The sequence below is a fragment of the uncultured Microbulbifer sp. genome (assembly GCF_947504145.1).
Taxonomy (GTDB): Bacteria; Pseudomonadota; Gammaproteobacteria; order Pseudomonadales; family Cellvibrionaceae; genus Microbulbifer.
The window spans coordinates 197,946-212,314 of sequence record NZ_CANNGQ010000004.1 but is presented as its reverse complement, the minus strand read 5'-3'; the positions used below and the strand labels follow the sequence as shown (position 1 = coordinate 212,314).

The window sequence follows — 14,369 nt, the reverse complement described above, 5'->3', positions numbered from 1 at the left end:
TTGTTGATATGATTCAGGGGCGCTTAGCGCCCCTTTTTTTGCTTTGACCCAGGTGAACGAGTTTGGTTACTGACAGCGATTCTGCCATTGTGGCGATTAAGCAGGCCAATCGGCACTTGCAGGAAAATCAGTTTTCTCAAGCGCTTACTGTTTTACTGGATGCACGACGATGCTCGCCAGATTCCCTAATTCTTTTCCCTCATACCATTCGCTGCCTAATGTTTGTTGGAGAACATGCTCGGGCTGGTCAACTGCTTGACGAATATCAATCGCGAGCCAACACGGATCTTCGCCATCTGGCTGAATGCGCGCAGTTGATGACGCAATGTCAGAAAATTCCGACAGGGGTTGAAATCTACCGGGAGTTGGCGAAAAGCGGAGACCGGGATGCGCGGTATAACCTGGCCGCGAACTTGGTGGCGGTGGGAGAGATCGCCGAAGCTGAAAGTGTGCTGCAGAATCTGCTTGAGCAGTTTCCAACTGATGGACAGGCGCAGCAGGTGTTGAGCGGGCTCGAGAAAGCAACTCGAGAAAAGAATAGTGTAGATCGGGTTCTGGCGATGTTGTCTCGCTCGAGTTTGCCCGTATCGGAGCGTATTCAACTCCATTTCGCACTAGGTAAGGAGCTGGAAGACCTAGGAGAATACGATCAGGCATTTTCGAGTTTTCAGCAGGGCGCTCGGATTCGCCGACGGGGTATGCAATACCGTGTTGAGGATGATGTGCGCGCACTAGCGCTGATCGGTGATCAACACGGAAAAGCCTTTAATGCGGAGTTTGAAAGTGATATCGAAACTGGTCTCGACGGTTCTCGCATGGTATTTGTTTGTGGCTTACCGCGGTCCGGAACTACGTTAGTCGATCGTATCCTTTCAAGCCATAGTGACTGTGGGAGTCTTGGTGAAATTACAGATTTCCCAATGTCCCTGATGGTTACAGCCGGTAAGAAGCTCACCAAAGAAACCTTGATTCAGGAAACTGCACAGTGGTCTCCGAAGGCTATCGCTGCGGGCTACCTAAAACGGATTAACAATTATCCGGGAAATAGCTTGAAATTGATCGACAAGACACCGCTTAATTTCCTGTATGCGGGTTTGATCGCGCGATCCATGCCTTCGTCGACCACTATCTGGATGGAGCGCCACCCGATGGACTCTTGTTTTGGCATGTTTAAAACACTGTTTCAGATGGGATATCCATTTTCTTACGATTTAAAAGAGCTTGGTTTCTACTATGTAGCCTACTGGAATTTGAAGGAGCGCTGGCGGACGTCGTTGGCGAACAGTGTGACCTTTCAGCGTTATGAGGATCTCGTGCATCATTTTGATCGTGATGCTCGGGCTCTAGTAGAAAGAATCGGCTTGGATTGGGAAGAATCCTGTGGTGATTTTCACAAAAATAAAAGCGCGGTCGCTACAGCGAGTTCGGCTCAGGTTCGTTCTCCACTGTATAAAACAGCAGTGGAGCGTTGGCGACACTATGAGTCGCAACTTGCGCCGCTGGCTGAACAGTTAGAGCGTGCGGGGATTCCCTTAGATTGAAATACTTCCATCTATAAAAATGGCAGCCAAGGCTGCCATTTTTGTTTCTAGTGGTGATCTGGCTATTTCAAGCTGCCCACTAACTCCTGCCCCTTACCTTTCTGTGCCACACACAGGTTTATCCCTTCTTCAGTCTGTGCCAGCGCCCGCTGGTATCCGGGCACCAGTTTTTCCTGTTGGGTAAACAGCATCTGCACTTGCTCGAGCGATTGCTGATCACAGAAATTGGCGGCAAAACGCGGGGTGTTGCGTCGCCACTGCTCCGGAATCTTTGCCACTACCGCAGCGAAGTTATCCTGTAGCCACTGCCAGTTCTTTGCCTGAAGGTCCGGTTCGATCAGGGCATTCTGAATCAGGCCGAACGCTTCCCGTGCACCCATGTCTTCGCTCAGGGCCAGGCTGTGGATGGTATCCAGTTGCGACGGGTCGGTGACGCGGCCGATGGCGTTGGCGCTGGCATTGTCGAACAGCGGGTCGTCCAGCTCACTGCGCACCTGGATCAGGTGATCGAGAAATTCCTTGCCGGAATCCTGGATGGCGACGGTGAGCGCAGCTTCGTACAGGTCGGAGTCCAGTGCCTTGGCATCGCGCTCACCGCGGAAACCGGTAAATTGCTCGGCGCGTTGTTGCAGCTGTTTACGGGTCTCCTGGTCTTGCCCTTCCAGGGCCAGGAAACCGAGCAGGCGGCTGCGCAGCAACTTGCTTTCCGAGTCGCTGTTGTCGGCCAGGGCCTGTGCTTTTTTAGCGTACTGTTTCTTCAGAAAGTCCTGCCAGTTCTTTGCGTTGTCCTTGTCCACATAGTGGTCGGCGTACTTGGCGAGGTAGCCCAGCGGCGCTTCCACTACCTGGCGTTTGTCGGAGGTTGCGGAGAGACGCACGACTTCCAGCAGAGTAGCGGGTTTCAGTTCGCCCGCTTCAAACGCGGCGAAGGCGCTGTCGATCACTGACAGGCGCTCGGTGGGGTTCAGGTTTTCGAACTGGTCGAGCAGTGCCTGCCAGTGTTTTTCTTCCATATTGAAACGGTAGTAGCCGCTGCCATTGGCGTTCGGCATGACCCACTGGGGGCAGGCGCCGCCGGATACCGCAATTTCCTGCTGGCTGTCGCTCAGAAACTCGCACTGAGCCACGCCGGAGCTGCCGCGCATACAAACCGGAATGCTCCATTGCTGGCCGGTTTCGGAAATGGGCGAACCCAGCGGCTTGTAGCGCTGTTGTTTGACCCGCATCTTCGCATCGCCTTCCGTGCTGCAATCCACGCTCAGGCTCAGCAGTGGTACGCCTTTCTGTTCCACAAAAGTCCGAAAGGTTTCGGTCAGTTGTGGGCTCTCGGTTTCATCGCCGATCACTTTGTAGAAATCCGGCGAGTCCGCCACGCCATCGGCAAACTGTTCGATATAGCGGCCGAGTGCCGGGCGGAAGGTGTTCGCGCCGAAGTACTGGTCCACCATGTGGATAACGCCGAGGCTTTTGGCGTAGGTGATGGCGTCGTAGGCGTTGCGGATATTGTTGTTGTCGGTGATCGGCTCGCGAATGGCGCGGGTGCTGGCGAGGGAATCCAGTTTCATCGCGCCTATAGCGCGCACGGCGGCGTTCAGGTCGTGGCCGCCGTCCGGTTCCATGATGGTGAGTGCCAGGGGTGTGCCCCAGGTGGCGAAGCCTTCTTTCAGCCATAAATCGTCCCACCAGGGCGGGGTGACCAGGTTGCCGAACCACATGTGGGCAATCTCGTGGGCGTGTACCCCGAGCAGGGCCAGGCGCAGGCCGGGGGCGGGTTCATCGCCTTCTACCAGAATGCGTTGCTCGCGGTAGGTGATGGCGGCGGAGAGTTCGGTGGCGCCGCTGGGCCATTGCGGTGCGGCAATAATGTCCAGCTTGCGGAAGGGGTAGGGGCGCTGAAGCTGCTCTTCAAAAATGCGCAGCATTTCCGGGGTTTTATCCAGCACGTACGCCATGTCCTTGCCGCGGCCTTTGCGCGCGAAGCCGCGCAGGGGCAGCGCTTCTTTGCGGTATTTGTTGGCGGGGATGGCCGGGCGCTCGACGACATCGAAGGGGCCGACGGCGAGGGACAGCAGATAGGTGGGCATGGGGCGGGTCTGGGCGAAGGTGACTTTTTCCATGCCGTTGCCCGCATCGACACGCTCGGTTTCGGGGCCGTTGCTGATGGCTTTGTAGCCCTTGGGAATGGTGAGGCGGATGTCGTAGGTGGCTTTGAGTCCGGGTTCGTCGAAGCCGGGCAGGAAGCGGCGCGCCTGGATGGATTCGGATTTGGCCAGGGCGTAGGCATCGCCTTTTTCTTCGACCTTGAACAGGCCGGCGAGGTTCTTATCAAACGGGGCGCTGTATTGGATGCGCAGGGTGATTTTGCCCGCGGGCACGCCGCCGGCGAAGTCGACGCGTACGACGCCGCTGTCGAGCATCTGCCGGTAGTGGGCGGGGACGATTTTGTCGCCCTCGGCCGGCACGATGGCTTTGATGTTGGCGACGTCGATGTTGTTGCCGTGCATCCAGATGTGGTCGGTGGCTTTGTCGATTTCTATGTCGATTTCGACCTGGCCGTGGAAGGTGTCTTCGCGGGGATCGAGGGTTAGGTCGAGGCGATAGGCGCTGGGGCGGACACCGTCGGGGAGTTTGCCGGCAGGTGGTTGTTCTTCGACGCTGGATTCTGTTTCCGCGTTTTCTGTGGCGGCTTGTTCGCTGCTGGTTGTTTGCGCTGCGCTTTTTTCCCCGGAGGGGTCTGTAGTGGTTTTGTTGTCGGAGCCGCAGGCGGTGAGCAGTATCAGCCCGGCAAGCAGGGCCGGAAGGGTAAGAATTCGCATGTTCAATCTTTGCTTTGGAATGGATGGTTCGCGGGTTTTCCTTATTGTAGCGGGTCGGGTGGGATGGTTTGCAGGGTGGGTGGGACAGGTTGAGCCTGGTGCCAGCTCGGTGGAGAGCTTCGTGGGTGGTTTGGTGGCGGCGCCGCTAGCGGGTACGGCCTTCTGAGACACGCCGTGAACCCATCCATGGGGGCTCTGCAAAAACATCCTGTTTTTGAAGGTCTCAGAAGGCCGTACCCGCTATCGCCACCTACTCATCTGGCTTTTATGCGCTGTATTACAAATGTGGAATCGTTAGTACCGATTGCCTGCTGCTTATGTACGGCACTTCAATCTCATAATTCCTGTCTTCCGGCTTCTGATAAATCGCGCCTTCGGTATCAATCGCGAGTGTCACCACGTGCCCCGGTGGTACGTCGTAGGAGGTGGTGAAGAGTTCCATGGAGATTTTCTGAGTCTGGCCCACCTGTGCGTTGTGCAGGGTGAGTGGGGCGTGGGTGATCAGGCGGCCGAGGCCCAGTGGGCCGGTGTCGTAGAGGTGCACCTGGAGTTGTACTTCTGGTTTGCTGGGTTTTATCCACATTTCGAGGCTTGGGGTGCCGCGGATTTTGAAGGTGCTCCAGTGTATCGGTGAGTTGTACTCGATGGCGTAGTAGCCGTTGATGTCGGTCATGTTGGTGTAGACAGGAATGCCGAAGCCTTCCAGTGCGTCGGAGATGACGGGGATGCCGGTGCCGGCTTTGGTGTCGGCGCCGCCGTGGAAGTCGTTGCTCCAGTTCCAGCCGCTGTAGGGGCTGGTTTTCATGCTGGCGTTGTTGAAGTAGGTGAAGCGCGGGTGGAGGTGGTATTGAGTGGTTTTGTCGGTTACCGGGAAGTCGTCGAACTGCTCGAGCTTGTTGCCGATGCGCACGGTCATGTCGACCTTGGGTTCGCTGTCGATGCCGTTGGGCTGGTCTTTGAGGTAGCGGTCGAACCAGCGGAAGGTGGTGGCCCAGATGTGGCCGTGGTTGCCGCCGAGGGTTTCGGTGACGGCGTGGGTGCCGGGGTTTAGGAGGAGCTTTTTGGGGCCGTCCAGCAGGCTGTAGAGCTGGGTCATGCTGTTGGGTTTGAACAGGTAGTCGGCGAAGTTATTGGACATTAATACGGCGGTGCCGTTGCTGTTCAATTCCGGCACGTAGGAGAGGGCGGATCGCGGGGCGGCGAAGTCTTTTACGCCCTGAATATTCTCGGTAGCGCGGAGATTTGCCCAGATGGTGTCTACTTCTGGGTCCAGGTTGAGCGCGGTGGTGGTGAGGATGGTGCCCCACACCAGGTTGACGGTGTTGCCCGGGTAGAGTCCTTCGATCACGTCGGACCAGCCGGAGAGGGCGGCGACGGCGTCGACCCGGGGATCCTGTGCGGCGGTAACCAGGGAGATGCCGGCGCCGTAGGAGATACCTGCCATGCCCAGTTTACCCACCGGATAGTTGGCTTCCAGCCAGTTGATCAACACGCTGGCGTCGGTGATGGAATTGTTGCCGGCCACGTCCACCAGTCCGCCGGAGACACCAAAACCCCGGGTGGAATAGCTCATCACCAGGTAGCCGTTGTCCGCAAGTTCGGCGGCCTGCAGCAGGTACTGGTGTTTATCGAGCATCCAGCTGTTGGTGAGCAGCACCGTGGGGTAGCCAGCGGCGGGGGGCGGTGTTTCCGGGATGAACAGGTTGGCGTCCAGCTCGGTGCCGTCGAAGGTCGTGATATCCAGGTCGGCGATAAACGTGGGTGCGGCTTGGGAGGTGGGCGTGAACGCGGCGCACAGGGCGCAGGCCAGCAGTGCCGGCAGGGCGAAAGTCTTCATGGTCTTCTCTCGGTATTTATTGGTTTTATTACATCGCTATCGCGCCGGCCGACTGAGCGAACCGGTGGGACGTCTCGAGTCTAGGGGGGCAGGGAGGCGAGAAAATCGCGAAACGCAGTGACTGTGAATTGGTTATCGGTCAGTGGCGTGTGGCTATACGCAGAACTTTTCAGTCATTTTGTGACCGCGTGTGACCAAAAAGTCGTGACTGCCTTATACCCAGGGTGAATTACAGGTTCTCGTTTAAGATTGTTCTTTTTTTAAACAGTGAAAAACGGTATTGTGGATTTTCGCGCAAGGTTGATCAAAAAACGGTCAACTGAAAAATTGACGAAACATCCGGGTGGCAAGAATATGTTTTCACGAATGCTCGCGTACTTAGTCGTATTTTCCGGCGCATGGCTGTTTACCAGTGATGTGATGGCGGACAATCTGGCGAAAGACACCTGGTACGAAATTGACAGCGCTAACTTTCACATCATCACCAACGGTGAAGCCAGCTCCGTACGTCGCCTGGCGGAGGATCTGGAGCGCTACCGTGCGGTGGCATTGAGCCTGCTGGGCGCGAAAGACGATGGTGCCAAGCTGACCATTTATGCTGCTGCCGACCGCGAAAGTTACGCGGGCCTGGTGGGTGAAGACCTTTCCGAACTGACCAACGGTCTGTTCGACACCACCGCCGAGGGCAGCTACGCCCTGGTGAACCTGGATGGTCGCACCGGTGAGCGCCAGCTGGAAGCGCGGGAGTTCCTGTTCCACGAGTACACCCACTTCCTGAGCTATAACGGCACCACCACCCACTATCCCTACTGGTATAGCGAAGGCTTTGCCGAGTTCATGTCCACCATGACGTTCGGCCCCGGCAATACCTACGATATCGGTGCCATTCCAGGCGAGCGCGCCATGACCCTGCTGTACACCGCGCCGATGCCGCTGCAGGAATTGCTGCGCGCTACCGTGTACAACACGCCGGACGAAGAGAAGGGCCGTGTGTATGCCAGCGGCTGGATGCTCGCCCACTGGATCATTATGGAGAGTGGCAAAGCCGAAGAGTTCAAGCAGTTCGTCAAGGACTACAACAACGGCGCCGACCCGGTGAAGGCGCTGGCGAAAAACCTCGGCATGTCCATCGACGAAATCGAAAAGGTGTACAACGACCAGTTCCGCGAAGGCCGTTTCCAGTTGGCTCGTGGCAAGGTGCCGGCCACTTTCAAGTCGGAGCGTCCGAAGCTGAAAGTCTTGGAGAGTCAGGAAGCCGTGGTTGAGCTGGCGCGTTTTCTGGTGAAGTCCGGTTACAACCCCCACGGGTTGCACGAACTGGTGAAATACGCCGAACAGGATGACGTCTACACCCCCGAGCTGACTGCAGTGCGTGCCGATGCCGCTACTCGCGAAGGCGACTTCGACCGGGCCGCTCGTCTGCTGGCCCAGGTGGCGCCGTCTGACCGCGAAGAGTTTTGGTATCAACGAGCGCAGGCCTGGTTGTGGTTGAACCGCGAAATCGGTTCCATGGGTGGCGATCGCAGCAAAGAGATGATGAAAGGCGCTCGCGACAAGTTTGTAAAGCTGGTCAACAACCAGTCTGACGAGGCCATGAACTGGTACGGCCTGGCGATCACCATGCAGATGCTGGGGTACCCCAAAGACCAGTATGTGGAAATGTTGGAGCAGGCTTATCTGCGTGCACCGCGCGAACTGCATATCGCCCAGTGGATGGCGCAGGAACTGTACGACCGCAAAGACGCGGCGTACTTCGCCGAAGTGGCGCAGCCACTGATGTTGGAACTTACCGACGAGGCCGAGTACAACCAGATGAAAAACATGCTGGCGGAGCTGAAGCCTACACTGGCCGATAACGCCAAAGCTGAAAGCAGAATACAGGGCAAGGCCTCGGTTAAGGATAAGACATCCGCAGCCGCTAGTGGCGCCAGCAAGGCAACGCCCTGATCTAAAACGACTGTATAAAACGTCTTAACCGGGTATCCGATAGAAGCGGCGTGCAATAGCCGCTACTATCGGACCCGGTTTTTTCGTTTAAGCGCCCCGTTTTCGAAAAGCGGGACAATAAGAATAAGTTCAACAACCGTTGGGGGAAGCTTTGAGCCTTCTGATATCCATCGTGTGCCCGATGTACAACGAAAGTGCGGGGCTCGATCACTACTTCAAAGAAATCACCCGGCATCTGGACCAGATCGGTCATCCGTACGAGCTGATTTGTGTCAACGACGGCAGCACGGATAACACCCTCAAACTTTTGCAGGCGAAAGCAAAGGAAGTTGAACAGACCCGAGTGGTGAACCTCTCCCGGAACTTTGGTAAAGAGTGCGCCCTCTCTGCCGGGCTGAGCGTGGCAGAAGGGGATGTCGTCATTCCCATCGATGCAGACCTGCAGGATCCGCCCGAGCTGATCGTGCAGATGCTGGAAAAATATAAGCAGGGTTTTGACGTGGTACTGGCGCGACGGGTTTCGCGCAAATCGGATTCCCTGGCCAAGCGCTGGACCGCCGGCATGTTCTACCGGCTGTTAAAGCGTCTCTCCAAGGTGCAGATCCCGGAAAACGTCGGTGACTTCCGCCTGATATCACGCCGCGTAGTCAACGTACTGAACAACCTGCCGGAATCTCAGCGCTTTATGAAAGGCCTGTTCGCCTGGTGCGGTTTCCCCACCGCCTATGTGGATTACGAGCGCCCGGAACGGGTTGCCGGTGAGAGCAGTTTCAGCGGTTGGAAATTGTGGAACCTAGCCTGGGAGGGCATTACCAGTTTCAGCACCGTACCATTGCGTATCTGGACTTATATCGGCGTGCTGGTTTCGTCCGTGTCCTTTCTCTACGGTGCCTGGATTATCGTGCGAACACTGTTACTGGGGGTGGACACTCCCGGCTATGCATCCACCATTGTGGTGGTGCTGTTTCTCGGTGGTATCCAGCTGATCGGTATCGGTGTGATTGGTGAATATATCGGCCGTATTTATATGGAATCCAAACGTCGGCCGGTCTTTGTGATTGAGAGTGTGACGGAGAGCCCTACTGAAAGCCTTTCTAAGGGCGAGAATAACGTTGTGACCTGAATTTCCCAGAGCGGCAATTACTGCTCATAGAGTTCGAGCGGTAACCCGTCCGGGTCGCTGAAAAATGTAAATCGCTTGCCGGTGTATTCATCTACCCGCACCGGTTCCACTTCCACGCCGCGGGACTCCAGTTTCGCTTTCATCTCCTCGACCGAATCTACTACGAACGCCAGATGCCGCAAACCCTGCGCCTCCGGATAACTTGGCCGTGCCGGTGCATCGGGAAAGGAAAACAGTTCCACCTGGCCTCCCTCTGATAGGCGCAAGTCGAGCTTCCAGGAATCGCGTTCGGCGCGGTAGTTTTCCGCAATGATTTCCAGCCCGAGAATTTCGCTATAAAAACGTTTCGAGCGCGCATAATCGGAGCAGATGATGGCGGCGTGGTGGATGGATTTCAGCATTGATGGACTTCTGAATCGTCAGGATTTGGGCTCGATGGTGCGGATCACCCTGGCAGGATTCCCGCCTAGTACGACGTTATCACCAAAGCTCTTGGTCACTACTGCGCCGGAGGCAACCACCACATTATCGCCCAGTGTCACCCCCGGATTGATCACCGCCATGCCGCCAATCCAGCAGTTGTCACCGATGGTGATCGGCTTGGCGTATTCCCGTCCGCTGTTTCTTTCCGCAGGATCCAGTGGATGGGTTGCGGTATAGATGCCTACCTGGGGTGCCAGCATACAGTTGTCACCAAAGCGGACCTCTGCCACGTCCAGAATCACACAGCCGAAGTTGGCAAAAAAGTTTTCGCCCACGTGAATGTTCTCGCCGTAGTCACAATGGAACGGCGACTCGATCTGGATTTGCTCGCCGGTGCTGCCAAACAGTTGCTTGATCAATTTATCCCGGCGCTGGCGGTCCTGCTGACTGACGGTATTCAGCTCTTCGAACAGCAGGCGAGCCGCCAGGCGCATTTTCGCCAGCTCCGGATCCGCCGGGTCGTACATTTCGCCCGCGAGCATTTTCTGCTTTTCAGTCATTTATTCTTTCCTCTACAGCAGGGGGCGTTCACGATGGGCTCCACTCTTCCATCGCGTCGGCCATGGAAATTTCTCCCTCCGCGCGCAGCGCTTTGATGACGCTCTCATGGTCTTCTGCAGGACGATTCTGGCTCAGCTTGTACTTCCCTTGAATCTCTGTGATTTCAATCTCCACACCCACGATAGCGCGCAGAAGCTTGTGCGAATATTCCGGTCGCCACGGGTTGTCGGCGCCGGCTTCGTATTTCTCGGAAAGTTGATCGACCACGAAGTGTTTTGGTGTATACATTACCCGATTTACCGACTTCGCTCATAGGTGGGTGAGTCGTATTGACTGTAATCGACTTCTTCGAAAATCCAGGAGGCGGGTGCTTCTGCTTTGCGTTCGGCGATGGTTTTTCCAAACACATCGATGTGAATGTTCTCAATCATCTCGGCTAGTTCGTTTTTGCTGCTGAAACCAAAAAACACACCTGCCTGCATAAATCCTTCCAGCCTGTGGCGCTCGACGGGCGGTATCCGCACACCGAGTTTGGAGTTGGTGAAAAGTCTGTGAAGGCGACGGGAGACTTGCTGGATAAATTTGTCTTGTTGCATACTATCCTTTTCTCCAGCTGGCAATAAACGCCATTGGTAGGCTGTGGGGCGCGTCAGCTAAATCTTTACAGTAATTTCCGATGTTCGAGGCGGACTCTTCAAATGTCTGCAGGTGAAGGCCGCTAGCAATGGCTGCGGTAAGAATGTCACCCAGCGTATGTTGGAAGTAGTAGTTAGGCTCGGCATCGTATTTTTCGCCAGAGAAGTAGTCCAGTCCATCGGTATCCAGCTGCGCTTCCCGATTGAAGTAGGAATAGGCGATCTTCGAAGGGCTGCCCTCTTGGTACATATTGAGCACAGGGTGTATCTCTTCCATAAGCAGGGCGCCGCCGGGCTTCAGAAGTCGGTTGCAAATTTCAAAGAATCTGGGGAGGTCAGGCATCCAGTTGACTACTCCGACCGTGACTACAGCAAAGTCGAAGCGTTCGTAGTGTCGCTCCGGAATTTCGTAAATGTTGTACGTTTCGAATTGTACATTGGTGTAGTGCGGATGCTGTGAAAGTGCGCGAGCCTGTTCGATAAATTTGTCTGATCCATCAATTCCCAAACAGTAGCCCGCACCTTTGTTTTTTATTGAAAGCAGATCTTTGCCGTTGTTGCAGCAGACCTGGACGACGGAGGCACTGTCCAGGTTCTGCGCATCGACCAGGCGGTTGAACTCCACCTCAAGGGCATTGAAATCCGAGGCGGAAGCCTTCTTGAGGAGTTCTGGGTTTCGCCGTTGATGAATTTCTGCGACCTGATTCCAGGACTCTAGTGTCTGCTCTGTATAGAACTTATATTTCATGGTTTAGCCAAACAGTCGCCCGAATATTGCACCCAGTTTAATCCCCAGGGCAAATATGCCTATTCCGGTAGCAATCACAGCCAGAGTTAAAAGTGCAGATTTTTCGCTTGAAGAAGTGGTATTCCACCAGGAACTGAATTCCTTACGCATACTGGAATGAACTCCCTTGTTCAGTGGTTGCAAAGTATCAGTGCCGCGGTAAAAAGCTGCACCGCCGGCTGTTCTGCGGCGCTGCTTTTACAGGTAATGGCATTCTGGATCTGGTAACTGAAGCGTTCCGGCCTCAGTGCGGCCAGCTCCCCATTTCTAACATAATCCTCCGCCAGATAGGTGGGCAGGAAGCCGATAAATTTCCCCGACAGGATCATCGCCAGGCGCGCGGCCATGTGGTTGGCGATACTTTTGTGGGGGAACAGGCGGTACAGGTGGGCAGCACCCGATAGTACGGCGTGGTCCGGGGCGGCCAGTTCCTGTTGGGTGATCAGCTCTTCATCGGAGTTGGTGGCGCAGGGGTGGCCGGCGGCGGCGTAGAGCAGGGACTGGTGACTGAACAGTGGCTGGTAGCTGAGGCCCGGGCGGCGGGAGTGCAGCGGGTTGATACCCACATCGGCGCGGCCGGCGAGAATTTCCAGCTCCAGCTCGTGAGGTGCCGCCAGCTGGATGTCCAGTTGAAGTTGCGGCGCCCGCTCACGCAGGCGCGCGATAGTGGCGGGCAGGTCCAGCTGCGGCATGGCGAGGGCATCGTCTGGGAGGATCACCCGCAGTTTGCCGGTGAGCTGCGACTGGATGGCGTTGACCTGGCTCTTGAAGCTGGCCAGGTGGCCGTCCAGCTCCAGAATGGCCTGGTACAGGGATTCGCCCTCGGGGGTGAGCTTGAAATCGGCGCGGCCGCGGGAGCGGATACACAGCTGCATGCCCAGGCGGGTTTCCAGGTCCGACAGGTGCACGCTGATGGTGGAGCGGTTGATGTTCAACGCCACTTCCGCCGGCGCCAAACCACCGGCGCGGACGACTTCGCGAAAGACCCGCAGTAGCCGCAGATCCATATCGCTGAGGCGCCCGGACAGGGGCTGTGTGCTTTTGGCCATGGCTGGGGCTCGTGGTAGCTTGGGTGACGCTAAGTTTGATAGATCCAAACTTTAGTTGCAAAGATCTTACTATTCGCCGTCGGACTGCCGGTCCAGAATCCTTGAAACGCCGATAAACAGGCTGATCACGGAGTATTCGATGAATCTGAATAATAGCCAGCTGTTCAAGACCCAGAACTACATTGACGGCCAGTGGCGCGACGGTGCCGGTAAGTTGGCGGTCACTGACCCCGCCAGCGGTGAATTGCTTGCGGAGATTGCCGATGGCAGTGCCGCCGACGCTGAACAGGCGGTGGCCGCGGCGCACGCGGCTTTCCCGGAATGGAGCCGCAAGACCGCCGCTGAGCGCGCGGCCGTATTGAAGCGCTGGTACCAGCTGATCGCCGACAACCGCGAGGATCTGGCGCGGCTGTTGACCCTGGAACAGGGCAAGCCTCTGGCAGAGGCCATGGGCGAGATCGACTATGGCGCGTCCTATATCGAGTGGTACGCGGAAGAGTGTCGCCGCGCCTACGGCCAGACCATCCCTACCCACAACCCCACCATGCGCCTGCACACCATCCGCCAGCCGGTGGGTGTGGTGAGCTGTATTACCCCGTGGAATTTCCCCAACGCGATGATTACCCGCAAGGCGGCGCCGGCACTGGCGGCGGGCTGCACCGTGGTGATCAAGCCGGCGTCGGAAACACCACTTTCCGCGCTGGCGCTGTGTGTGCTGGCGGAGGAGGCGGGCCTGCCGGCAGGTACCCTGAATGTGGTGGTGGGATCCGATTCCGCGGCCATCGGCAAGGTGCTGACCCAGGACCCGCGCGTATCCAAGTTCACGTTCACCGGCTCGACCCCGGTGGGCAAGCTGCTGATGGCCCAGTGCGCGAGCACCATCAAGAAGATGTCCATGGAGCTCGGCGGCAACGCGCCGTTTATCGTGTTCGACGATGCGGATATCGATGTGGCGGTGACCGCCTGCATGGCGACCAAGATGCGCAACTCGGGCCAGACTTGCGTGTCCACCAACCGGATTTATGTGCACGAGGCGGTGCACGATGTATTTGTGGATAAGTTGCGTGCGCAGATGGAGGCGCTGCAGCCGGGGCACGGGCTGAAGCAGGGGACGACGTTTGGCCCGCTGATTTTCCGCCGTGCGGTGGATCGGGTGCACGGCCTGGTGGAGGAGGCGGTGGCCAACGGGGCGCGCCTTTTGTTGGGCGGGGATTTTCTGCCGAACGGGGAGAATTTCTACGCACCGACGCTGCTGACGGAGGTGCACGATGAGATGCGGATTGCGCGGGAGGAAATTTTTGGGCCGCTGGCGGTGGTGCAGAAGTTCCGCGATGAAGATGACGTTGTGCGCCGCGCCAATGATACGCCGTTCGGGTTGGCGGCGTATGTAATGAGTGAAAACATTCACCGGGCGAACCGGGTGGTGGAGGCGCTGGAATATGGGATGGTGGCCTGCAATGCGGGTGTCTTCTCGACCACGGTGGCGCCGTTTGGTGGCAGCAAGGAGTCCGGTATTGGACGCGAGGGCGGTGTCGAAGGCATGGCCGAATTCTATGAGACCAAATACTGCTGCTACGGAGTGTGAGCTTCGTTGCTTGTGGCGAACCTTCTAATTGGCTTTGTGGCGGCAAAGCACCGGGTATCTGTTTT

At 56.8% G+C, this 14,369-nt stretch carries 13 protein-coding genes; 4 read left to right on the top strand and 9 right to left on the bottom strand.

All coding sequences use genetic code 11. The features are described 5' to 3' along the window. Positions 1-62 precede the first annotated feature (62 nt). Positions 63-1,541, top strand: a complete 1,479-nt coding sequence (locus Q1A74_RS14180; RefSeq protein WP_299597463.1) for a sulfotransferase — start codon at positions 63-65, stop codon at positions 1,539-1,541. 62 nt (positions 1,542-1,603) lie between these two features. On the opposite strand, the gene Q1A74_RS14175 is transcribed toward Q1A74_RS14180, so the two are convergent. Together Q1A74_RS14175 and Q1A74_RS14170 are read right to left on the bottom strand one after the other, a co-directional pair. Continuing rightward, the gene (locus tag Q1A74_RS14175; RefSeq protein WP_299597459.1) at positions 1,604-4,357 is read right to left on the bottom strand and encodes a M1 family metallopeptidase; all 2,754 of its coding nucleotides are present in this window, start codon (positions 4,355-4,357) and stop codon (positions 1,604-1,606) included. A gap of 277 nt (positions 4,358-4,634) precedes the next feature. Continuing rightward, positions 4,635-6,194 (bottom strand): alpha/beta fold hydrolase, encoded by a 1,560-nt coding sequence (locus Q1A74_RS14170; RefSeq protein ID WP_299597456.1) that lies wholly within the window; start codon positions 6,192-6,194, stop codon positions 4,635-4,637. A gap of 354 nt (positions 6,195-6,548) precedes the next feature. On the opposite strand from Q1A74_RS14170, the gene Q1A74_RS14165 reads away from it, so the two are divergent. Beyond that, positions 6,549-8,141, top strand: a complete 1,593-nt coding sequence (locus Q1A74_RS14165; protein ID WP_299597454.1) for a hypothetical protein — start codon at positions 6,549-6,551, stop codon at positions 8,139-8,141. Between the two features lie 151 nt (positions 8,142-8,292). Next, a complete protein-coding gene (locus tag Q1A74_RS14160; RefSeq protein ID WP_299597451.1) occupies positions 8,293-9,264 on the top strand; it encodes a glycosyltransferase family 2 protein in 972 nt (323 codons plus the stop codon). A gap of 17 nt (positions 9,265-9,281) precedes the next feature. On the opposite strand, the gene Q1A74_RS14155 is transcribed toward Q1A74_RS14160, so the two are convergent. The 7 genes from Q1A74_RS14155 to Q1A74_RS14125 are packed head-to-tail and all read right to left on the bottom strand — an operon-like array spanning position 9,282 to position 12,719. Beyond that, positions 9,282-9,665 carry a VOC family protein gene (locus Q1A74_RS14155; protein WP_299597449.1) on the bottom strand — a complete coding sequence of 128 codons (384 nt, stop codon included), beginning with the start codon at positions 9,663-9,665 and terminating at the stop codon, positions 9,282-9,284. Between the two features lie 18 nt (positions 9,666-9,683). Continuing rightward, a complete protein-coding gene (locus tag Q1A74_RS14150; protein ID WP_299597447.1) occupies positions 9,684-10,247 on the bottom strand; it encodes a sugar O-acetyltransferase in 564 nt (187 codons plus the stop codon). Positions 10,248-10,275: 28 nt separating this feature from the next. Continuing rightward, the gene (locus Q1A74_RS14145) at positions 10,276-10,536 is read right to left on the bottom strand and encodes an FMN-binding negative transcriptional regulator (protein ID WP_299597445.1); all 261 of its coding nucleotides are present in this window, start codon (positions 10,534-10,536) and stop codon (positions 10,276-10,278) included. An 8-nt stretch (positions 10,537-10,544) separates the two neighbouring features. Beyond that, the gene (locus tag Q1A74_RS14140; RefSeq protein ID WP_299597443.1) at positions 10,545-10,844 is read right to left on the bottom strand and encodes a hypothetical protein; all 300 of its coding nucleotides are present in this window, start codon (positions 10,842-10,844) and stop codon (positions 10,545-10,547) included. Position 10,845: 1 nt separating this feature from the next. Then, positions 10,846-11,631 (bottom strand): bifunctional 2-polyprenyl-6-hydroxyphenol methylase/3-demethylubiquinol 3-O-methyltransferase UbiG, encoded by a 786-nt coding sequence (locus tag Q1A74_RS14135; RefSeq protein WP_299597441.1) that lies wholly within the window; start codon positions 11,629-11,631, stop codon positions 10,846-10,848. Positions 11,632-11,634: 3 nt separating this feature from the next. Then, positions 11,635-11,781 carry a hypothetical protein gene (locus Q1A74_RS14130; protein WP_299597438.1) on the bottom strand — a complete coding sequence of 49 codons (147 nt, stop codon included), beginning with the start codon at positions 11,779-11,781 and terminating at the stop codon, positions 11,635-11,637. Between the two features lie 20 nt (positions 11,782-11,801). After that, a complete protein-coding gene (locus Q1A74_RS14125) occupies positions 11,802-12,719 on the bottom strand; it encodes a LysR family transcriptional regulator (protein WP_299597435.1) in 918 nt (305 codons plus the stop codon). 139 nt (positions 12,720-12,858) lie between these two features. Between Q1A74_RS14125 and Q1A74_RS14120 the strand changes: the two genes are divergently transcribed. Then, entirely contained in the window at positions 12,859-14,304 is a 1,446-nt protein-coding gene (locus Q1A74_RS14120; RefSeq protein WP_299597431.1) for an NAD-dependent succinate-semialdehyde dehydrogenase, read from the top strand. Positions 14,305-14,369 lie beyond the last annotated feature (65 nt).

What these genes read in the sequence shown, in the direction of transcription:
- Q1A74_RS14130 (WP_299597438.1), bottom strand. Translation starts at nt 11,781, where the DNA reads ATGCGTAAGGAATTCAGTTCCTGGTGGAATACCACTTCTTCAAGCGAA.
- Q1A74_RS14145 (WP_299597445.1), bottom strand. Translation starts at nt 10,536, where the DNA reads ATGTATACACCAAAACACTTCGTGGTCGATCAACTTTCCGAGAAATAC.
- Q1A74_RS14125 (WP_299597435.1), bottom strand. Translation starts at nt 12,719, where the DNA reads ATGGCCAAAAGCACACAGCCCCTGTCCGGGCGCCTCAGCGATATGGAT.
- Q1A74_RS14165 (WP_299597454.1), top strand. Translation starts at nt 6,549, where the DNA reads ATGTTTTCACGAATGCTCGCGTACTTAGTCGTATTTTCCGGCGCATGG.
- Q1A74_RS14175 (WP_299597459.1), bottom strand. Translation starts at nt 4,357, where the DNA reads ATGCGAATTCTTACCCTTCCGGCCCTGCTTGCCGGGCTGATACTGCTC.
- Q1A74_RS14140 (WP_299597443.1), bottom strand. Translation starts at nt 10,844, where the DNA reads ATGCAACAAGACAAATTTATCCAGCAAGTCTCCCGTCGCCTTCACAGA.
- Q1A74_RS14150 (WP_299597447.1), bottom strand. Translation starts at nt 10,247, where the DNA reads ATGACTGAAAAGCAGAAAATGCTCGCGGGCGAAATGTACGACCCGGCG.
- Q1A74_RS14170 (WP_299597456.1), bottom strand. Translation starts at nt 6,194, where the DNA reads ATGAAGACTTTCGCCCTGCCGGCACTGCTGGCCTGCGCCCTGTGCGCC.
- Q1A74_RS14120 (WP_299597431.1), top strand. Translation starts at nt 12,859, where the DNA reads ATGAATCTGAATAATAGCCAGCTGTTCAAGACCCAGAACTACATTGAC.
- Q1A74_RS14135 (WP_299597441.1), bottom strand. Translation starts at nt 11,631, where the DNA reads ATGAAATATAAGTTCTATACAGAGCAGACACTAGAGTCCTGGAATCAG.
- Q1A74_RS14155 (WP_299597449.1), bottom strand. Translation starts at nt 9,665, where the DNA reads ATGCTGAAATCCATCCACCACGCCGCCATCATCTGCTCCGATTATGCG.